Below are 21,005 nucleotides of genomic sequence, written 5' to 3' on the forward strand. Positions count from 1 at the left end.
CAAGACCACCATGGGCAAAAACGACGAAACCGCCACCAGCGCCCAACAACGCGCCGCCTCCGCCGTCTCCAACATCGGCTAACACCACCACACCACCAACGCCCTGCCGCCCCAGCGGCGGCAGGGCGTTGAGTAAGGCGCTAGTTCTCAAAGCCCATTCAGAATAAATCTCCCGGGCTGAACTGTACGCAAGCTAAAGTACCCTCTCGTCGACTTTAGGAACTTCTCATGTCACACGACATTGTCCCTTCAGGCGTTTCCTCGACTGCACAGCAAACTCAGAACGTCATTAGCGAGCTCGACACGGTTCTCCAAGGTGCTGGAGATGCAGATGCCGCGGCAGTCAGCGCCTTCCAACATAGCCCTTCAACCGCGGAGGCGGTTGCGAATTGCATCGAATACCTAATCGCTTACGAGGTTAGCCTTTGTCGCGAATACGCCGAGACCACGGTCAGTAGCACGATCGGTGCCTGCCACGCCTATGTCGAGGGTGATTCTGCAATGGCATCAGATTCACAAAATGCGCTTACCAGCATTCCGAAACTCGATATACCTGGAGCTTGAAATGATTAGTGTTGCAGATCTACCAGAAATCGATGAGCCGCAGCCCGTCGCGCAAGTCGCCGAGGACTTGAAGACACTCGGCAAGAATGCACTGACAATTGTCATCAACTCAGACGCCGTGTGGCAACGGATGCGCGAGTACTATCACGACAAGAACCAGGACAAGGTTTATGAAGGGCTTAGAAAACCCCGTGCAATCGCAGAAGCTCTGAACGAAAAGTGCACCCAAATACATGGCGTACTAAAATCTTACGCAGAACGCCTCGAGGATCTACAACGGCGCAAGGAAAAGCTTAAAGCTGAGATCGAAGCCGCGATCGCAGAACTCAGGAAAGCCGAAGATCTCGAAGAATACATCGAGCGGCCAGATCCTGATAACCCCGATGAAACTATCAGGGAAGAAAACGAAGAACGACAACGAGCTATCGATAAGGCGGAAGAGACCCTCTCGCGGCTTGCCGGCGAAGTCGAAACTCTACGCAACGACGTGATGCGGGAGGACAGGAGCACAGCAAGCACGATCCGCGCATACTCTAGCGGATCCCATATGCTCGAACAAGCCTCGGACAGCCTCACTCCGCTTAACCTTTTGACCGGCCTCGCCGATAGTCTTGGACCCCTTATTCGGCAGGCACTTCTCTTTAATCCCAATCCCGCAGTATCCATACCCGCCTGGCTAAAATGGGGAGATGACTTTCTCTTTGACTCTGCGGAGCTGGCGTTTGGGCTTAAAGAAACCAATGGCGGTGATCTGGCTAGGGTCTTGACGGAAGCAATTAATGAGCACCGGACACATCGCACAAATTCTTCTATTACGCGCCACACTCTCGCTTGGGCCGAAGGAAAGGCGACCGATTTCCAATACAATCCCGGATACGAGATTGGCTACGGGGCTGGTGAGGTTTCCACCTTTCTTATCCCCGGTGGAGTCGGGGCAGCCGCCAAGGGACTCAAGGGAATGGCCGTTTTCGAGAAAGCTGCAGTCTCGGCAAGCCGGCGTGCTGTCCGACACGCCTCAGCTGAAACTGTGGTGTCCGGTTATGGTGGCGCGATTTCAGAAGGAATGGCCCCCGAACATGCGCCTGCCCCGATCAGTGTATCCGCAGTCGAGTTCTATGACGGACAAGGTCGCCAAGAGCTCATCAACGCAGCCAATACCAACGGTGACGTCGAGCGGGCCAATGAACTTGCTCGCATGTCGGTAGACGAAATCACACTTGAGTACGGCGCCATGAAGTTCGATGGCGGCGGCGACCCACGATCCGCTTACTCAAGTGCCACTGGCTATTCCAACCCTTTCGGAGAGCTACCAAAAGAGTTGTGGACCGGCGACGTGGCACACAATGTGAACACGGGTGCATATGCCGGTGAGACAGACTTCCCCCAGGAGCTTCCTGATCGAATCGACCGCGCGCGGGGGGAAGCACCGGAACCGAAGACAACCGTGACCGACTACGTCAACGATGGTGTACGCGAAGTTCGAGTAGAGGTTGGGCAGAACACCACAATCTACCGCTACACTCCTTATTACGTTGAAACCGAATCGCAATTGAACGAGAAGTTCACGGCGGTCGACCGCAAGGATGGTCCCGCCGCGCGAAGCCGCATGCACGACCTAGGCCGAGTGGATGGCGACCAGGCGGGCCACCTGCAAGCGCATATGTTTAGTCCAAACACGGGAACTGGAAATTACCTCCCCCAAAATGGGGATTTGAACATGGGTGCCTACAAAAATATGGAGGAGATCCAGATGAAGGCTATCCAGGGGAACGATAGTACCGTGAGCAATACTACAAGTGCTTACCTTACCCCCTCGGGCCGTCCCTCTGAATACGATGTCGATTTCGATGTCTTCGACCGAGACACAGGTAAGCAGTGGCTCGAGGGCGACTTTGACTTCAAGAATGAGGCTGGTCAGAAGTTCTACCCCGATCCCGCAAAGTACTCGCAACCTTCTGAGCAACCAAACTTGACGGCCAAAAACATGGGCAACGTGAAGTCGGAAGGAATGGCTAACGGCCCCATAAGGATATCGAACCCTCAAATGCCGTAGCACATTGACTTTCACACTCGCGTATTTTCATAGATTTGTCAGCAATCACCACACATTCCGGTACTGATCTGATTGCAAAAGGCAACAGTGGGATGCCCTCCTTCGCCTTTCGCGATACTCTTCGACCGTATCGCAACCTTCGATCGACCTTTTTCAGGCTGTACCTTCAGCTCAACCTTTCACTCCGCAATTAGGATCTAAACGTGGCACTTATGCAAGCCCCTTGGGCGGGAACTCCCGTTGAACGATACGAGTACTGTGTCCGCAAGGGCCTCGAGAATATTGAACGCCTTGAAGTGCTGACCTCATTTCTTGTGCACACCAAGGCGGGGCAGCTCTTCGACACTTCTCTCGCGAAGTTTGAGGGCGAGGACCCCTACACAGTTGATTTGGCCTTCGCGAAGGACCATAAGAAGCTCCTCCTCGAGCTCTTCCTCGAAAAGCAGGTCTACAAGGACCGTGCAGCAACCCTCGCGGTTCGGTTCGACCGCCACGCCGACGAGTTCAACTACACCTACGTAGACAACTTCGGTGGCGACGAAGAGCCCGTGAGCGCTCGCGAACTGCTCGATCTTGCAGAGGAGCTGAACAAGCAATGACTCAAGACAATCCCGTGAGCAACAACAACAGCTCCACTGTTGAGCAGGAAACCCTGCGCGCACTCGCAGCGGCGGTGCAGCCCGAGGTCCACGACTTCACCCACGAATGGGATGCATTCAGCGTCATCTTCACCGTCGCCGCGGGTATTGATGGCCTCACGCTTCAGCAGATCGATCCGGTTTTCTACTTAGAATCAGGCGCCTTCACCCACGGCGTTTTCTCCCGGCACATGCTGGAGAAACCAGCCGTGAACTACGTGCAGGCACGAGCGAATGGTCGCCCGTTTGAAATGGCCGTAGCGTTCTTCACCTACGACAAAGAATCAAAGGGCATCGAGACTCGCGTGTTCTGGGATAACGAGGCCGTGACGTTCCTCGTGAACCCCGACTCGTGGGCGAGCGTGGCGCAGGCAGCGAATCCCTACCGCGAGAAGAAGGCCTAGGGCGTCTCGCGCGCCACTTCACGCGCCCTAAGCTGCGGCCCGCTGAGAAAAACTACGGGCTCGGCAAACCAATAACGGAGGCGCCCGACGGATCATTTCCGTCGGGCGCCTCCCCTATGCATCAACAGTGACGAGCTCACGCCTTGAGCAGCGTGAACTCCCATCCACCGAGCTTCTGCTCGCCGGCGCGCTCGCCTTCAGCGACGTTCGACAGCACAACCTCGGCGCCCTCGGGCCACACGTCGGAACTAAGCTCAACGGCCTCGCGCGAGAAATTGGCAACGGCGATGAGCGAGGAGGCGTCGGACCCCTCCCCCGCCGTGCCAGACCTGCGCACGGCCCACACACGCGACGGGCCGGACTGGCCGGGCAGACCTTCGCCCATGCTCTCGACCGGGCCGAGCAGCTCGAAGCCGCCAGAGACGAGGAGTGGCTCGCTCTTGCGCAGCGCGATGAGGGCGCGGTAGAACTCGAAAACGGAGCCTTCGACCCCCACCTGGTCGGCGGCGTTGACGCCCTCGGCGGCGGAGGGATTCACTGCGATCCACGGTTCGCTCTCGCCGAAGCCGGCGCCCGAATCCACCGCACCGGTCCACGGCATGGGCGTGCGGGCGTTGTCGCGGTTCATGTCGCTGATGCCGGGCAGGAGTTCCTCGAAGCTGCCGTGGCCGAACTGCTCGGATTCACGCACGTAGTTGAGGACCTCGATGTCGCGGAACTGGTCGAGGCGCTCCCATGGGAAGTTCACCTGCCCGAGTTCCTGGCCCTGGTACACGTACGGGGTGCCGCGGTGCGCGTGGAGCATGCCCGCGAGCGCCTTCGCGCTGCGCACACGCCATGCGGGGTCATCGTCGCCCCAGCGGGACACGGAGCGCGGCTGATCGTGGTTTTCGAAGTAGAGGGAGTTCCAGCCGCCTTCTTCGGCAACTTCGCGATCCCAGCGGGCGAGGTTGCCGGCGAGCTCGTGAAGCGGAAGCGGGCGCGACGGGTTGAACTTGTGCCCTTCGTGCTCGAGGCCAACGTGCTCGAACTGGAACACCATCTCGAGTTCGCCGCGCGAAGGTGTGGAGGTGAGGAGCGCGTCGTGGGTGGTGATCCCGGGGGTTTCACCAACATTGACGAAGGTCTTGGGGTAGCGGTCGAAGACCTCGCGGCGCATTTCCTGCATGAATTCGTGGAAGCGCGGGCCGGTCATGACCATTTCGAAGGCGGAGCCGAGGCCATCCTGGGTGGGCGGGCCGTCGGGGAGGCCTTCGGGCTTCGAGATGAGGTTGATGACGTCCATGCGGAAGCCGTCCACGCCGCGGTCGAGCCACCAGCGCATCATGTCGTACACGGCCTCGCGGACCTCGGGGTTTTCCCAGTTGAGGTCGGGCTGCTTGCGGGAGAACATGTGCAGGTAGAACTGCTCGGTCTTCTCGTCCCACTGCCAGCCGGGGCCGCTGAAGGCGGAGTCCCAGTTGTTGGGTTCGGTTCCGCGTTCGCCGGGCTTGAGGCCTTCAACTTCGCGGGCGTCACGCCAGATGTACCAGTCGCGCTTCGGGTTCGTGCGCGAGGAGCGGGATTCGAGGAACCATTCGTGTTCGTCGCTCGAGTGGTTGACGACGAGGTCCATGACGAGACGGATGCCGTTCGCGTGGAGCTTTTCGATGAGTTCGTCGAAGTCGCCGAGGGTGCCGAACATGGGCTCGATGTCGCGGTAGTTGGCGATGTCGTAGCCGTTGTCGTCTTGCGGCGAGGGGTAGATGGGCGAGAGCCACACGGTCTGGATGCCGAGTGCGGCGAGGTGGTCAACATGGTTGATGATGCCGCGGAGGTCACCGATGCCGTCGCCGTTCGCGTCGGCGAAGGAGCGCGGGTAGATCTGGTAGACGACTCCGTTCTTCCACCAGTCGGGTTGGTCGGCGCCGGGGGCGTCGGCGAGCGGGGGCATGGGGCGTAGGTTTTCGTTCATGGCACCACGATAGTCGTGATTTTTTCTTCGCAAAAGAAAGTCGGGAGAAAAGTTCGGCTCTTTTCGGTGAGGTCTTCGGTCCGACGCTCGCTGCGCCTCACCGTGCCGATATTTTTCACGGCGCTCCCGACACTCTCGCGGCACTCTCGACCGCCGCCACCCGGATCCTGTGTCGCGGTCCCATCAGCGGCGCTGAAGCCCCGGTTGTTACCGTGAAACCACCAGTGCACAACAACCACAGGAGGTTTCCCGTGCCGGCGTTTTATTCAGATTCCGCATCCCCATCCTTCTACGCGCTCACCGCGATCGCCGCGACCGCAGGTGACACCGTCGTCCTTTCGCGCGACCCCTATTTCGTGAGCGCCACGCAGCCCTCGCCCGAGCGCACGGTCGCGCTCGTGAGCGGTGGCGGCGCTGGCCACGAGCCTATGCACGCAGGATTCGTGGGCCGCGGCGGCCTCGATGCGGCCGTCCCGGGCGAGGTGTTTACCTCCCCGCATTCGCGCCAGATTTTCGAGGCGAGCCGCGCCGTGGCGAAGAGCGGCGGCGTGCTCCACATCGTCAAGAACTACACGGGCGATTGCATCAACTTCAATATCGCGGCGGAGCGTCTTTCGGCCGAAGGGATCGAGAGCGCGCAGGTCCTCGTCGATGATGACCTCGGTACCGATTCGGGTGCCGTGGGCCGTCGCGGCATTGCCGGCACGACCCTCGTGGAGAAGGTTCTTGGCGCTGCCGCCGATCAGGGCCTTGGCCTCGCGGAACTCAAGGAGCTCGGTGACGCGCTCGTCGCCGCCACGCGTTCGCTCTCGGTCGCGCGCCGCGCCCACACCTCCCCCGGCGCCGATCACCTCGCGTTCGATGTCGAGGAAGGCACGCTCGAATACGGCGTGGGCATCCACGGGGAAAGCGCGAAGGAAACAATCGCGCAGCCGACGCTTGAAGAGCTCACGCAGCGCATGATTTCCGAGTTGCGCGAGGCCCTCGCCGAGAAGCTCGAGGCGAGCGCGGGCGCGCTGCTCTTCGTCAACGGCCTTGGCGGCCTCGCCCCGCTCGAACTGCTGCACATCCAAACCGCGGCGCACGAAGCCCTCGCGGATGCGGGTGTCAACGTGCGCGTCGCGTTCTCGGGCAACTACACGACGGCGCTCGACATGGCCGGGTTCTCGATCACGCTCACGGCGCTCGAAGAGGAGTGGCTCGAGTACGTGTGTGCTCCGCATGAGACGGCCGCACTGCCCACGCCGCGCCTCGTGCCGGAAGGCTTCGACGTGCACGCGGGCCGCGAGGCCGAAAACGGGGGCGAAGACGCTGCTGAAGATGAAGCTTCGGCTGAGGCGAAGCAGGCGTCGGACTGGCTTTCGATGTTCGTGGAAACGTTCGAGAGTTCCCGCGCGGCGCTCGATGAGATCGACCAGAAGGCCGGCGATGGCGACGTGGGCACGAATCTCGCGAACGCGGCGAAGGCGACTCTCACGCGCGCGAGTGGGAAAGATGCGGATCTTGCGGCCGACCTCAATTCGATTGCGGAGGGCTTCCTCAACGACACGGGCGGCTCTTCCGGTCCGCTGTTTGGCCTCGCCTTCCAGGAGATCGCGGCGGCGGCGAAGAACGGCACCTCACTTGTGGAGGGCGTGAAGGAGGCCCGCGCGGCGGTCACGCGCGTGGGTGGCGCCGAGCCGGGCGACCGCACGATCGTGGATGTGCTCGAGGCTGTTGCAACGTCGGGAGCTGAGAAGCTGGATGCCGCGGCGATCGGCGCCGCCATCGACGGTGCGGAGTCCACGAAGGAGATGTCGAGCGGTCGCGGGCGTTCGAGCTACCTCGGCGATCGCGTGCTCGGCACGCCTGACCCGGGCGCACTCGGCATGGCGCTCGCGCTCGCGCTCGTCGCAGAAGCGGCGGGTGCCGATGTGAAGGCCGAACGCGAGAGGCTCGCCTCCCTCATCGGCTAGGCGCGCGGCACGACGGCGCGGCACGGCGGTCAAGCCGTTCCACTTCATCAAGAAAGTCGCTCCCTGCCCGCATGGCGCGGGTGGGGAGCGACTTTTTCTTCATCGAGAGCAACGCGCACCTGGCATGCGTGCGCCCGATCTACTTGGTCGAGCCTCGCATGACGCCCGAGATGATCCACTTCTGCGCGAAGACGTACACGAGCATCATGGGCGCGATTGCCATGAGGTAGCTCGCGAAGGAAACCGGGTAGTTCGTGTTGAACTGACCCTGGAACACGTACTGCGCGAGCGGCAGCGTCTGCGAGTCGGGGTCGGAGAGGATCACGAGCGGCAGCATGAAGTCGTTCCACGACCACAGGCACGTGAGGATGCCGACCGTCGCGTTCATGGGGCCCATGAGCGGGAACACGATCTTCCAGAACACGGTCCACGTCGAGGCGCCTTCGAGGCGCGCGGCCTCTTCGAGTTCCTCCGGCAGTGACTTCAGGAAGCTCACGTAGAGCAGGATGTTCATCGCGAGCCCGTACACGGTGTACAGGAGGATCAGGCCGGCTTCATTGTCGATGCCGAGCGCGGCCGTCTGCTTCACAACGGGCAGCATGATGATCGGGAAGGGCACGAAGAGCGCCGCCACAAAGAAGTAGTAGAGGAACTGGAAGCTCTTGCGGTGGAGGTTACGCGCGATCGCGTAGGCCACCATCGAGTTCGTGAGCAGCGTGACGATCACGGCGCCGACCGTGATGATCGCGCTCGTCATGAGACGCTTCGGGAACTCGGTGAGGCGCCAGGCCTCCACGAAGTTGTCGAGGTTCCACTGGTTCGGCAGGCCGAAGCCGCTCTCGGCGAGCTCGGGTGCCGTCTTGAACGCGGTCACCACCGCAAAGTACAGCGGCACGAGGATCGTCAGGGAAAGAACGGCCACGAGGGCGGTCGCCCACCAGTTTGTGCGGTGGAGGCGGTAGCGGCGCTTGCGGCGCGGGGGCTTTCCGACGCTTGCTCCGCCCTTCTCGATGCTTTCGTTCGTGGGTGTTTCTGCGGCACCCGGGGTGGGGATCGACTGGGTACTCATGTCAGTTGGCCTCCTTCGACTGGAGGAATCGCAGCTGCGCGAACGACAGCACGATGAGGATGATGAAGTAGATGACGCCGTTCGCCGTCTGGTAGGCGAATTCGCCGCCCTGGAAGCCGTTCTTGAAGATCAGGAACGAGATCGATTGGGTGGCGGTGCCGGGGCCGCCCTCGGTGAGGGCGACGACCTGGTCGAATACGCCGAGGGAGTTCTTGAAGCTCAACACGACGTTGATGGTGAAGAACGGCATGATCAGCGGGAACGTGATTTTCCAGAACTGCTTCCACTTGTTCGCGCCGTCGAGCGAGGCGGCTTCGTAGACCTCTTCGGGCACGGTTTGCAGGCCCGAGATGTAGATGAGGGTCGTGAAGGCGACGCCTTGCCACACGCCCACGAACACGATCGCGAGCCACGCGAGGCTCTCATTGGCAAGCAGCGAGGAGGAGAGCCATTCCCAACCGAGCCACTGGCCAATCAGCGGAATGTTGTTCGTGAACAGGTAGCTGAAGATGTACGAGACGATCAGCACGGGAAGCATGTACGGGAGGAAGAAGATTCCGCGGAAGAGGTTCTTCGCCTTGATCGCCGAGTTCAGTAGGAGCGCGAGAACCATCGCGATGACGTTCGTCGCGAGTGTCGAGGAGATCGCGAAGAGGAACGTGAAGCCGTAGCTTCCCCAGATCACGTCGTCCTGGAACAGGAACTTGTAGTTGTCGAGGCCCACGAAGCGCCAGTCGCCGTAGCCCTGGTAGTTCGTGAACGTGTAGAAGATGCCCTGGATGAGGGGCCATACGAGCAGGGCCACGAAGATGATGATCGCGGGAATGACCATCCACACGTGGGCGGGATCGATTCGCTTCTTTTTTGAGCGAAGTACCGGCGCGGAGCCGGATTTTGTGTGCGTTGCAGACACGGTGGCTTCTCCTTACGCCGTCGCGGCCATGCGCTTCGTGACCTTGTCCCACTGCGTGTCGAGCGTCTTGATGAACGCGTCGATGTTGTGGTCGATCAGGAACTGCTGCATGTAGTTGTTGAGGTTCACTCCCTGGGGGAAGTTGTGGTCGGAGTAGGTCGCGACGAGGTTGTTCGCGAAGTAGTCCTGGAGCCCTTGGAGCGCGGGGTCATCCGGCTCGGTGCCCTTGAGGGTCGGGTAGGCCACCTGCTCCTTGCAGTAGGCGAGCATGTTCTCTTCCCGCATGACGTAGCGGATGAAGTCGAGGGCTTCTTCCTCGTGCTCGGGTTCGACGCCCATCGTGAGGGCCACGTCCACGCCGGAAACCACGCGTGTGTCGGCGGGGTCATCGGCGGGGGTCGCGAAGGTGCCGAGGTTGATGTCGGGGTTGTAGGAGCGGATCGCGGGGATCGCGTAGGTGCCGTGCACGTAGATCGCGGCTTTGCCCTGGGCGAAGCCCTGGTTACCGCCGTTGTAGTCGACCTCGTACTTGTTCTTATTGCCCATCTTGGCGATCTGGTTCATCTTCTCGAGCACGGGGCGGAGGTCGTCGAAGGTCGTGTCGCCCTCGAGGCGCTTCTGGTACCACTCGGCAACGTTCGGAAGGAAGTTACCGGAGATCGACGAGAACATGGGCGCGCCGGTCCAGTTGTCGCGGAAGCCCCAGTAGAACGGGTCCACGCCGCCCGCGGCGAACTCTTCGGCCGCGGCGATGAGGTCGTCCCATGTTTTGGGCGGCTCGATGCCGAAGTCGTCGAAAATATCCTTGTTGTAGATCATGCCCGAGCCGTTCGTGGAGAGCGGCAGGCCGTTGACCTCGCCTTCCGCACCGGCGCCGAGGCTTGGGAGGATCTCGCCAACGGCTTCCTGGACGTCGCCGAGAAGGTCGGTCTTCGCGAAGTCGTAGAACACGCCCGAGCGGGCGATCGAGCCGAAGTTGTAGTCGCCGTTGATCGAAACGATATCGGGCATGTTGTTTTTCACGAGTCGCACGCGCAGCGCCGTGACGTTGTCGGCCTGGAAGTTTTGGCGCACGTGAACGTTGTTCGCTTGCGCGTTGAAGTTCTCGCAAATCGAGTTGAACAGGTCGATGGCCTCGGACTTGAACTGGAAGTATTCGAGCGAGGTGCCGCCCGAGTTCGAGCCGCCGCATCCCGCGAGCGCGCCGAGGGTCCCGAGACCCGCCATGCCCGCGAGGAAGCCGCGACGGGTGGTGGTCGCCATGGTTTCTCCTTGAGGTGCGTCTTCAATGACCCACTTATTTTCGTTATAAAATAAATCTCCGTCAAGCGCATTCCCCGAAGTGGGAGGCAAGTCGCGCTACACCCCGCAGCATCTGGCAAAGTTGAGTACCGTGAACACCCCAACCGTTCCCGAGCGCCTCACGCTCGACACGCTCCCGCCGTCGGCGCGCCGCGTGTACCTTGAGCTGCTCCGCTACGGGCCGCTTCCGCGCACGCAGCTCGCCGAGCGCCTCGGCCTGAGCGCTGCCTCCCTCACGCGCGTCACGACCCCGCTCGTTGAAGCGGAGCTCATGCTGCAGGGCGCCCCCGTTCCGAGCGAGGTGGGCCGGCCCGCAATCCCCCTCTCGGTGAACCTCACGAGCTTCGCCCTCATCGGGGTATCCATCACCCACGAAAGCCTCGTGGCGATCGCCACGGACGCGCGGGCGACCGTGCTCGACTCGCGCACACTCAACCTCACCGACCTGCAGCCGAACGCGGTCCTTCGCGAAGCAGGCGCCCTCATCGCTCAGCTGCGCGCATCGCTGGCCGCCTCCCACCCCGCGCTACCCGTCGCCGGAATCGGCGTGAACATCGGTGCACAGATCGACGGCGGGCGCATCGTCCGCGAAGCCCCGTTCCTCGAGTGGACAAACGTGCGCGCCGCGGATCGGCTCGAAGAGCTCACCGGTCTCCCCGTTCTCATCGTGCATGATCTGACCTCCCTTGCTGAAGCGGAAAACTGGTTCGGCGCGGGCCTTGAGGCCTCGAGGTTCATCGTGGTGACCGTCGGAATTGGCACGGGCTTTGCCCTCGTGATGGACGGGCGGGTGATCACGGACGAGAACACGGGTTTCGGCACGGTCACCGAGGCCATCCGGGGGGCCGACTGGCCTGATTTGAGCGGCGCCCGCCCCCTCACCGCCGAGGAGTCGGCGCGCGCGGCCCGCAAGGTGGGCCGGCTTGTGGGAACGGCCGCAGCGTTCACGATGCCGCAGGCCGTCGTGATTTCCGGCGAGGGCGCGCGGTTCCTCGCCGGCAACGAGGAGGAGCTTGACGCGGGAATCGCCGAAGTGAGGCACGTGAGCGCGAGCGGCCTCGACATTCAACTTCGCGAGCACGATTTCGCCTTCTGGGCGCGCGGCGCAGCGACCGCCGCGATCCAGTGGATCCTCGGCGTGGGCGAGGTGGCTGCTCGCTAGACTCGAAGCATGGCTACAAAGCGCATGGACAGCACGCAAAGCAACCCGAGCCCCCTCACCTCAGAACTGATCGTCATCACGGGCGCCTCCGCCGGCATCGGCGCGGCTCTCGCTCGACGGCTCAGCGATAGCGAGTGCCGCCTGATCCTGCTGGCCCGGCGCGAGGAGAAGCTCAAGCCGCTCGCCGCTGCGACCGGTGCCGCGTACTACCCCGTTGACCTTTCGGATGCCGACGCCGTCGCGGAGGTGTGCGAGAGGATCCTCGCCGAGCACGGCACGCCCGACATCCTCATCAACAACGCCGGCTCGGGGCGCTTCCTCAGCATCGAGGAGACGAGCCCCAAGGAGGCGCGCGAGCAGATGGCGCTGCCCTATTTCGCGGCCTTCGACATGACGCGCGGCCTCATCGAACCGATGCTCGCCCGAGGCGGCGGCACGATCTTCCAGATCAACTCCCCCGTCGCCCAGATCGCGTGGCCCGGCGCCGTGGGATATTCCGCCGCCCGCTACGCCGTTCGCGGCTTCACCGAGGCTCTGCGCCAGGACCTTCACGGCACCGGAATCAACGTCGGTTCACTGACCCCCACGCGCGTCCACTCCGACTACTTCAAGGCCAACCCCAATTCCGAAAAACGCGTGCCCAAGGTTGAGCTGCTCGTGGGCACGATGACCCCCGACGAGGTCGCCGAAGCCGCCGTCCACGCCCTCGAAACGAAGCCCAACAAGGACTCGAACGCCCCGTGGCGCTGGGCGCTCAGCGCCCCGATCGCGCGCGCACTGCCCGCGCCATTCCTGTGGCTTTTCCGGGCCACGGGCCACAAGCGCCCGCGCGGCCGGATCGGGGGCAGGCTTCTCGGGCGGGGCCGACGCCTGCCGCGCGCGTAAGTGTTCCCCTGAGTGAGCATCGAGCGCATCGCCCCGAGAAAAAGAAACCAACGAAGCAGGCTCACTGCACTAGGTTGCGGCGCGGGCACTAGGAGACTGATCGGTTGCTTTCGCTACCTCAGTCGAACGGTCGCCTTACATGCGAAAAGTATTACGGGAAGCGCGAGACACCGGATGCTCCTCCGCTCTAGACTTCACCTATGTCGCGGCTCACATTTTGGAGATTTGGCGGCCTTCCCGCAGCTCTGGCGCTCGCACTAGGCGCACTGGCGGGATGCGCACCCACAGCAGAGCAAGCTACTCCTGCGAGCACTACCGACGCGACACCACGCCCCTCCGTCAAAAACGCGACTCAAGAGAAAGAAAGCGATCCTGCCGGTCAGAAAAAGGATCCACAGAGCCAAGCCCCTCCAAAAGCAGAGTCCAGGAATGTCACCCCGGGGGATCCGCACTTTGCGCTAGAGATACTCCTTGGCACTCCTGGCGCAATAGAAGACCACCCAACACTGCCAAGCGGGGGGACTGCGGAGAGTTATGTTTCTTCCACTACGCCGTTCAAGGTCGAATCTGTGCTAGATAGCAGCGGTCCGCGAACGTTTCATTTTTACTGCACAGAGGAAGCTGCTCAGTTCACTTTCACAACCCAGACAAGTGACCTTGTGCGTTCCGGACCTTGCTCCGCCAATAGGGTCGTAAGCTTCACGCTTCCCGCGAGCGCCTATCGAGACGGAAAATTGGTCCTCAACATCGATTCAAGTATTGCTGGCACACCGGTAGAGGTACTCACGGAGAGAAAAAGCCAATAACACTCAAGATTTTCCTACAGTCATCCATAAGCGGATTTGCAGCCGTCGCTCTATCCTCATCACATCTCGCGACTACCACATGAATAAACGGCATTGGATTTCGTTGACGCCGGGGCCGAGCCTCAACGAGGACCTCGTGCGTGAACTCGTGGCGGAGTCCTCTCTCCTTGTTGTGGAGAAACTGCCTCGGGCACAGAGGCCGATCGATCCGCGCATAAAATTTTCTTCCAAAAACTAGGGATTGCCCGTACGATGGTTTCACGCGCAGCGTTGCGCACCTCCTGGTGAGCGGCGCACAGCTGTTTCTCTTGACCACGACTATGCACGCCCTAGGAGTTTTTATGCAGGTCATCGACATCGTGGTGGTGATCGCGTACCTCATCGCGACCGCCTGGCTCGGTTTGAAGCTCAGCGGAAAACAATCGGACGCCAAGGACTACTTCCTCGGCGGGCGCGACATTCCGTGGTGGGCGGTGTGCCTGAGCGTCGTCGCAACGGAAACGAGTGCGCTCACGGTCATTGGCATTCCGGTCATGAGTTTCGTGGGCGACATCAGCTACTTGCAGCTCGGCTTTGGCTACATCGTGGGCCGCGTGATCGTGGCCTACCTCCTTCTCCCCCGGTACTATGACGGCGAGATGGTCACGGCCTACGCCTACCTCGGGAAGCGTTTCGGTTCGGCCACGCAAACCACGGCGGGCGTCACGTTCCTGTTCACGCGCCTTCTTGCCGACGGTGTCCGCGTTCTCGCTGCGGCCATTCCTCTCAAGATCATTCTCGACGGGCTCGGGGTGCACACGAACTACTTCGTCATCATCGTCGTGCTTGCGGTCGTCACGATCCTCTACACGTTTATCGGCGGCATTCGCGCGGTCGTGTGGGTCGACGTGGTGCAGATGTGCCTCTATGTCGCGGGCGGCCTGCTCGCGATCATCGTGGTGAGCTCCTCGCTCGGCTTTTCGTGGTTCACGGATGCGGTCGAAGCCGGAAAAACGAACCTGTTTATCCTCGGCGAGAACCCGATCAGCGGCGCGTCGGGCCTCATTCCGTCGCTGCTGGGCGGCACCGTGTTCGCGATGGCCTCGCACGGCTCGGATCAGCTGATCGTGCAGCGCCTCCTCGCGTGCCGCACGAAGGCGGAGGCGCAAAAGGCGCTCATCGCCTCGGGCTTCGTGGTGGTTGTGCAGTTCGCGATCTTCCTCGTGGTGGGGCTCGCCCTATGGGGTTGGTACAACCACGCCACACCCGCCGAGCTTGGGCTCACGCGCGACGACGAGATCTTCCCGAAGTTCATCATCGAGGGCCTGCCTGCGGGTGTTTCGGGCCTGCTCCTCGCGGGCATCCTTGCGGCCGCGATGTCGACCCTGTCGTCATCGCTTTCGGCGCTCAGCTCGTCGACCGTCACGGATGTCGTCGCGAAGCTGCGTCGCACGCCCATGACGAAGGACGACGAGCTCACAACGGGGCGCATCGCCACGATCGTGTGGGGCCTTTTGTTCATTTTGCCCGCAACGTTCTTCCGCAGCGACGAGGGCAGTATCGTGGTGCTCGCTCTCGGCATCGCGGGCATTACCTACGGCGGGCTGCTCGGCGCGTTCGTGCTCGGCATCGTCAACAAGCGGGCACGCACGCTCGATGCGAATATCGCGTTCCTGTGCGCGGTGGCAACCAACGCGTTTTTCTTCGTGATGGAGAAGTACGTCGTGGGCGAGGTGTGGATCGCGTGGCAGTGGTATCCGCTGCTCGGTGTGCTCGTCACGCTCGCCGTCGGCGGCCTGCTCTCGCTCAGGCATTCGAGCCCGGCCGAGGTTGAACCCCTCGACCGGGCTGTGTAAGTCGCCGAGCAAAGCCTCGTTTACTCGTGAGCGCCGGGCAGGTGTGCCTGCCAGGCGAGCGCGACCTCCACGAGCGTGAGGATCGCAATCACGGCGCCGCCAATGAGCATCGCCGTGTAGCTGAAGATCGTGCTGAGCGCCGCGAGGAGCATTGGCACGAAGAAGCCGAGGTAGGCAATCGAGTAGAACACGGCGGTGAGGCCGGCAAGGTCGTCGGGCCCGGCGAGGCGCTGAACTTCGCTGAGGCCGGCCACGAGCGCGAGGCCGTAGCCGCAGCCGAGGGTCGCGGCGGCGATGAGGCCGATCGTGAGGCTCGTCGTGGAAGCAGCGCCGGCGGCGAACACTGCGCCGGTCGCCACGATCGCCATCGCGATCACGGAGGCACGCGCGCTTCGATGCGTGTCGATCTTCTTGCCAACGGTTTGAATACCCACGCCGAAGCCGAGGGTCACGGCGGTCATGATGCCCGCGAACGCGATCGGGTAGTCACCGGCGCGGTCTTTGAGCAGGGCGGGAAGAACGGCGTAGGCGGTGCCGCAGGCACCGAAAACCCACGGCGCGACGGGAAGCACCACGCGCAGGAAGCGCTTGTGCGCGGCCTTCGGAACGATGAGCTTCGACATGAGCGTCTCGGCACCCGAAGCGGGTTCATTCTCGGCAGGAAGGTGACCTGGTGTGCGCGTTTCGGGCGCGGTGAAGAGCCACAGACCGGTCACGATCGTGATGAGGATGTGCAGCGCATACGAGGTGCGGGTTGGCCACGGGCCCCACTGCGCGAGGATCGCGGCCACGAGGGCACCGGCAAGGAAGCCGGTAGTAAGGGCGAGCGACGCCCTGCGGGCGCCCGCGGCGGGGTTGGCTCCGGAGGCGTCGGAAATTTCCTTGATCCACGCGGTGCCGATCGCCATCACGAGACCGAGCGCGAGGCCGCAGAGGATGCGACCGATGCCGATCATGAGGGGCGAGCCGGGAGCAAGCATCAACATAAGGCTGCCGAGGAGGCTGAGCGGTGCGGCGGGCAGCAGAATCGGGCGGCGACCGTACACGTCGGAGAGAGGGCCACCGATCATGAGGGCGGGGACGATGCCGAGGACGTAGGCGCCGAGGAGACCGTCGACGACGAGGTCGGAGAATTGCGAGACCTCGCGGTACATGACGAGAAGCGGCGTGAACTCGTTGCCACCCCACGCGATCGCGAAAATCGACGCGGCGACCGGCCACCAGGCACCCGCGGGAAGGTTCGGCAGGGGGCGCGAGTCGGCGGGGAGGGTTTCGGGGGTCGCTTCGAGAACGTGGGCGTGGTCCGACGCCGGGACGGCCGGCATCGAGGCCGTGTCAGTGGCGCTCACTGGCTTAAGTCTCCTTGGGGTACGAGAAATGTGGATGGGATGCGACTTCGCCGGCGCCAGCTCGACTATCTTTACATTCATAACCACTTTACGGCTAGTGTTTCCTTCGTTTTGTATGTCACTTCATAACTACCGAGCGTTGTAGAAACACGCGGAGCACTCCATCACGGAGCGAGGGCCCGCTTTCTCGGGTCTAGGCTTAAGGCGTTGTCTACGCCTACCCGGCGCGCCCATGGAGGATTTCGTGAACACCGCCCCCGCATTCGTCACCGCTGCCGTGCGCGACGAAAGCCGCATCCAGACTCGACTGATCGACAGGGTGGCCGCCGCAAGCGACGCCTCCCACTACCTCTTCACCCCCGAGGCCGTCGTCCTTGCCGATACGGCACGCGAGGTCGCCACACTCCTCAAAGGCGCGAACGCCGCCAAGAGCCCCGTCGCTTTCCGCTCGGGCGGCACGAGCCTCTGCGGCCAATCCGCGAGTCCCCACGTTCAGATCGACGTGCGCCAAAACTTCCGCCACATCGAGGTTCTCGACGAGGGTGCACGCGTGCGCGCCGGATCAGGCGCCACAATCGCGCAGGTCAACGCCCGCCTTCGCCGCTTCAAGCGTCGCCTCGGCCCCGACCCGGCAAGCGAGGCCGCGTGCACGATCGGCGGCGTCGTCTCGAACAACTCGAGCGGCATGGCCTGCGGCACCACGTACAACACCTACAAAACCCTCGAATCGATGGTCATGGTGCTGCCGTCGGGCCTCACCCTCGACACGAGCGACCGCGAGGGGGCCGACGCTCGCCTGCGCACCAAGGCGCCCGAGATTCACGAGGGCCTCTCGCGCCTTCGCGAAAGGGTCGTGTCGAATCCCGAAAGCGTGCGGATCATCCGCGAACGCTTCGCCCTCAAGAACACGATGGGTTACGGCATCAACGCGTTCCTCGATGCCGAGCGCCCCATCGACATCCTCGAAAAACTCGTGATCGGAAGCGAGGGCACGCTCGCGTTCATCGCCGAGGCGACGTTCCGCACGGTCCCAATTCCGGCCCTCACGACGACCGCGCTCGCCGTATTCCCCACGCTCGATGCGGCCACCCGAATCCTGCCCGAGCTCGTGGACTCGGGGGCGGCGACGCTCGAGGTCATGGACTCGACCTCGATCGCGGTGGGCCAGCGGCTCGCCCGCGTGCCCGAGCAAATCCAGGGCTTCGCGCCGAGCACGGAAGCGGCGCTGCTCATCGAGTACCGCGACGATGAGCACGAAAAACTCGCCGCGGCTCAGCGCGCCGGCGAGGAGATCCTGCGCGCCCACGAGCTGCGCTCCCCCGCCGTTTTCTCCGAGGATCCGGTCATGCGCGGGGCCGCATGGGCTTTGCGCAAGGGCCTCTACGCCTCCGTTGCGGGCGCTCGCAAGAGCGGCACAACGGCGCTCCTCGAGGACGTCGTGGTCCCACCCGCAAACCTCGCCGACACATGCGGTGACCTGCACGAGCTCTTCGACGAGCACGGCTATGAGAACTCCGTGATCTTCGGCCACGCGAAAGACGGCAACATCCACTTCATGCTCACCGACCGCTTCGAGAGCGACGCCGCCCGCGAGCGCCTTGGCGCCTTCACCGAGTCGATGGTGGACGCGGTGCTTGCTCGCGGCGGCAACCTCAAGGCCGAGCACGGCACGGGCCGCGCGATGGCGCCGTTCGTGCACCGCCAGTACGGCGACGAACTCTACGAGGTCATGAAGAGCATCAAGCACCTCGTGGATCCCGCGGGGATCCTCAACCCGGGCGTGCTCATCGAGGACGACCCGAAGGCCCACCTTGAGAACTTCAAGCTCAACCCCACGATCGAGGTCGAGGCCGATCGCTGCGTCGAGTGCGGTTATTGCGAGCCGGTATGCCCGAGCAAGGACCTCACGCTCACGCCGCGCCAGCGCATCGTGGTGCGCCGTGCCGAGGAGCGCGCCCGCCAGGCCGGCGATGAGGCAACGGCCAAGGAGCTCGCCAAGGACTACGACTACGAAGGCATCGACACGTGCGCCGTGGACGGCATGTGCGTCACAGCCTGCCCCGTGGGGATCAATACGGGGCTACTCGTCAAGCGACTGCGCCGCGAGAACACGAATGCGGTCGAGTCCGGCGCGTGGAAGGCCGCTGCAGCGTCGTGGGGTGCGATCACGCGCGGCGCCGCGGTTGGGCTCTCGGTTGCGGATAAAGTCCCGGCGCCTGCCGTGGGGGCGGCAACGAGCATTGGCCGACGCTTGCTGGGCGAGGACACCGTGCCAAAGTACACGAAGGACCTGCCGGCCGGAGGGAAGGCTCGCGGCGCCCTCGGCGAGCGCGCAGAGCATCGGGCTGTCGGCTCGAACCTGCCCGGCTGCCTGTTCGGCGCGCCCAATGGCGAGGTCGCGGGCATCTATGTTCCCGCGTGCGTCAACACGATGTTCGGCGGTGCCGCACCGGGTGGGAACGTCGTCTCCGCGTTCGAGACACTCCTCGCGAAAGCGGGCCTTGCGCTTCTCATCCCGAAGGGCATCGACTCGACGTGCTGCGGCACCCCGTGGACGTCGAAAGGCAAAGCCAAGGGGCACGAGGTCATCTCAGCGAAGACCCGAAAGGTGGTGGACGCCGTGCGCGAGCTCGACCTGCCGATTGTGAGCGACGCCGTGAGCTGCACCGAGGGCTTCGCGGCGATCCTCGAGCGCGACGGTGCCGACGTCATCGACGCCGTGCAGTTCACCGCCGAACATCTTCTTGAGCGCCTCGACATCGACCGGTCAAGCGAACACGTGATTCTCCACCCCACGTGCTCCTCCACGCAGATGGGGCTCAACCCCGCACTCCTGCAGGTTGCCGAAGCGGCATACGCGAAGGTCACCGTGCCCGACGCGTGGGGATGCTGCGCCTTCGCGGGCGATCGCGGCATGCTTCACCCCGAGCTCACCGCCTCAGCGACGGCAGCCGAATCCGCCGAAGTGAAAGCTCTCGATGCCGACCACCATGCTTCCCTCAACCGCACGTGCGAAATCGGCATGACCCGCGCAACGGGAAAGACCTACCGCCACGTACTCGAGCTACTCGCCGAGCGCGCGCGGTAGGCCTTCGAGGTTATTCCTTAGGCGGCGCCGCGCTCGAGCAGGAACGCGCGCAGCTCAGCGAGGTCATCGGCGCCCACGACGTCGATGCCCGCATCGAGCTGCATCTGCCACAGGATCTCGCGACGCTTGGGCAGGAGCTCGGGAACACCCCACAGGCGCGAGCGCGCGCCGATCGCGTGGGCACCGTCGGAAAACTCCTTGAGTGAACGGAACTGATCCTCCGGGCGCTCACCGAAGCCCTGCCAGCCCCACGTCTCCCAATCCTCCGAGATGAGTGGCATGTCGAGCGAGCTGATCTCACCGCCGAGGTCACCCTTGTGGCCGTCGGCCGAGCCGAACCGCACCGGGTTGTCCTTGATGAGATCGTACGGGCGACCTCCCGTGTAGACGACGCGCACGGGATTCTCGACGACGGTGCCGCAGCGATCCACGTGCCAGAACACGTCGCTGTAGGGCGCGAGCATGGTCTCGATCGCGGGAAGCTGCTTCTCCCCCTGGTCCTTAATGTCGATGAGGAGCTGGAACGGGCCGTCGTAGCCTGGGAACACGTGACCGCCGTTGGAGCGCACGAGCGCCGCGAGCGGCTTCACGTAGAACTCCTCGAGGGAGCGGCCGTTCACCGTACCGAGGCGAGTGTGGCCAAGGAGGATCTGCCCGCCTTCGAACCACACGTCCGCCTCAACCGAGCAAAAGCCCTGCGCAAGCGCATCCCACAGCGGGTGCGTGTGCAGGTAGTCATTGTGGGCGTGAGCGCGAGCGAGCGGGCTCTTCGGCGCCCATCCCTCGGGCGCGGGATTCTTCAGGCGCGCATCGAAGGGGTCGTCGAGAAGGCGCGGGGTGTCGTTCTCGTCGCGCTCAAAAAGCGGTGACGCGCTCGCGGGCGCGAGGGTTGCGGCACTCGCGGCGGTCGCGGCGGCTGCGGTCAGGAAGGTCCGACGGTTGAGGGCCATGCGGGGTGTCCTTTCATGCGGTGTGTGTCCTGGGCGGGCAATGGGAAAGGGGCTCGATTCCGCGGGGCATAACCCCCG

At 63.2% G+C, this 21,005-nt stretch carries 15 protein-coding genes; 9 read left to right on the forward strand and 6 right to left on the reverse strand.

Annotation, left to right across the window (positions count from 1 at the left end):
• The first annotated feature begins 228 nt into the window (after positions 1-228).
• The 4 genes from D8M36_RS09665 (at position 229) to D8M36_RS09680 (ending at position 3,659) form a co-directional block, all read left to right on the forward strand.
• Positions 229-564 (forward strand): DUF6507 family protein, encoded by a 336-nt coding sequence (locus D8M36_RS09665; RefSeq protein ID WP_126848555.1) that lies wholly within the window; start codon positions 229-231, stop codon positions 562-564.
• Between the two features lies 1 nt (position 565).
• Positions 566-2,617, forward strand: a complete 2,052-nt coding sequence (locus tag D8M36_RS09670) for a hypothetical protein (protein WP_126848557.1) — start codon at positions 566-568, stop codon at positions 2,615-2,617.
• Between the two features lie 203 nt (positions 2,618-2,820).
• A complete protein-coding gene (locus tag D8M36_RS09675; protein WP_126848559.1) occupies positions 2,821-3,216 on the forward strand; it encodes a hypothetical protein in 396 nt (131 codons plus the stop codon).
• Positions 3,213-3,659, forward strand: coding sequence for a hypothetical protein (locus D8M36_RS09680; protein ID WP_126848561.1), 447 nt, complete (start codon positions 3,213-3,215; stop codon positions 3,657-3,659). Before D8M36_RS09675 ends, D8M36_RS09680 begins: the two co-directional genes overlap by 4 nt.
• A gap of 136 nt (positions 3,660-3,795) precedes the next feature.
• Here D8M36_RS09680 and D8M36_RS09685 read toward each other — a convergent pair whose 3' ends face one another.
• Positions 3,796-5,613: an alpha-glucosidase gene (locus tag D8M36_RS09685; protein WP_126848563.1), complete on the reverse strand. Its 1,818-nt coding sequence runs from the start codon at positions 5,611-5,613 to the stop codon at positions 3,796-3,798.
• 251 nt (positions 5,614-5,864) lie between these two features.
• Between D8M36_RS09685 and D8M36_RS09690 the strand changes: the two genes are divergently transcribed.
• A complete protein-coding gene (locus tag D8M36_RS09690) occupies positions 5,865-7,568 on the forward strand; it encodes a dihydroxyacetone kinase subunit DhaK (RefSeq protein ID WP_126848565.1) in 1,704 nt (567 codons plus the stop codon).
• Between the two features lie 139 nt (positions 7,569-7,707).
• Here the strand turns inward: D8M36_RS09690 and D8M36_RS09695 are convergent, their stop codons facing one another.
• The 3 genes from D8M36_RS09695 to D8M36_RS09705 are packed head-to-tail and all read right to left on the reverse strand — an operon-like array spanning position 7,708 to position 10,813.
• Complete coding sequence (locus tag D8M36_RS09695) at positions 7,708-8,637, reverse strand: carbohydrate ABC transporter permease (RefSeq protein ID WP_126848567.1); 930 nt, start codon at positions 8,635-8,637, stop codon at positions 7,708-7,710.
• Position 8,638: 1 nt separating this feature from the next.
• Positions 8,639-9,550, reverse strand: a complete 912-nt coding sequence (locus D8M36_RS09700) for a carbohydrate ABC transporter permease (RefSeq protein ID WP_126848569.1) — start codon at positions 9,548-9,550, stop codon at positions 8,639-8,641.
• 12 nt (positions 9,551-9,562) lie between these two features.
• Entirely contained in the window at positions 9,563-10,813 is a 1,251-nt protein-coding gene (locus D8M36_RS09705; protein ID WP_074299717.1) for an ABC transporter substrate-binding protein, read from the reverse strand.
• Positions 10,814-10,943: 130 nt separating this feature from the next.
• Between D8M36_RS09705 and D8M36_RS09710 the strand changes: the two genes are divergently transcribed.
• From D8M36_RS09710 to D8M36_RS09720, 3 genes are all read left to right on the forward strand, one after another.
• On the forward strand, positions 10,944-12,014 hold the full coding sequence (locus D8M36_RS09710; RefSeq protein WP_126848571.1) for an ROK family transcriptional regulator: 1,071 nt from the start codon (positions 10,944-10,946) through the stop codon (positions 12,012-12,014).
• A gap of 9 nt (positions 12,015-12,023) precedes the next feature.
• The gene (locus D8M36_RS09715; RefSeq protein ID WP_126848573.1) at positions 12,024-12,899 is read left to right on the forward strand and encodes an SDR family NAD(P)-dependent oxidoreductase; all 876 of its coding nucleotides are present in this window, start codon (positions 12,024-12,026) and stop codon (positions 12,897-12,899) included.
• Between the two features lie 1,147 nt (positions 12,900-14,046).
• Positions 14,047-15,540 carry a sodium:solute symporter gene (locus tag D8M36_RS09720; protein ID WP_074299704.1) on the forward strand — a complete coding sequence of 498 codons (1,494 nt, stop codon included), beginning with the start codon at positions 14,047-14,049 and terminating at the stop codon, positions 15,538-15,540.
• Between the two features lie 20 nt (positions 15,541-15,560).
• Here the strand turns inward: D8M36_RS09720 and D8M36_RS09725 are convergent, their stop codons facing one another.
• Positions 15,561-16,889, reverse strand: coding sequence for an MFS transporter (locus D8M36_RS09725; RefSeq protein WP_202974889.1), 1,329 nt, complete (start codon positions 16,887-16,889; stop codon positions 15,561-15,563).
• A gap of 232 nt (positions 16,890-17,121) precedes the next feature.
• Here D8M36_RS09725 and D8M36_RS09730 point away from each other — a divergent pair, with 232 nt between their 5' ends.
• Positions 17,122-19,977 carry an FAD-binding and (Fe-S)-binding domain-containing protein gene (locus D8M36_RS09730; RefSeq protein WP_164497593.1) on the forward strand — a complete coding sequence of 952 codons (2,856 nt, stop codon included), beginning with the start codon at positions 17,122-17,124 and terminating at the stop codon, positions 19,975-19,977.
• Positions 19,978-19,994: 17 nt separating this feature from the next.
• Here the strand turns inward: D8M36_RS09730 and D8M36_RS09735 are convergent, their stop codons facing one another.
• A complete protein-coding gene (locus D8M36_RS09735; protein WP_126848577.1) occupies positions 19,995-20,927 on the reverse strand; it encodes a hypothetical protein in 933 nt (310 codons plus the stop codon).
• Positions 20,928-21,005: the final 78 nt, after the last annotated feature.

It is taken from the genome of Dermabacter sp. HSID17554 (genome assembly GCF_003989295.1).
Taxonomy (GTDB): domain Bacteria; phylum Actinomycetota; class Actinomycetes; order Actinomycetales; family Dermabacteraceae; genus Dermabacter; species Dermabacter vaginalis.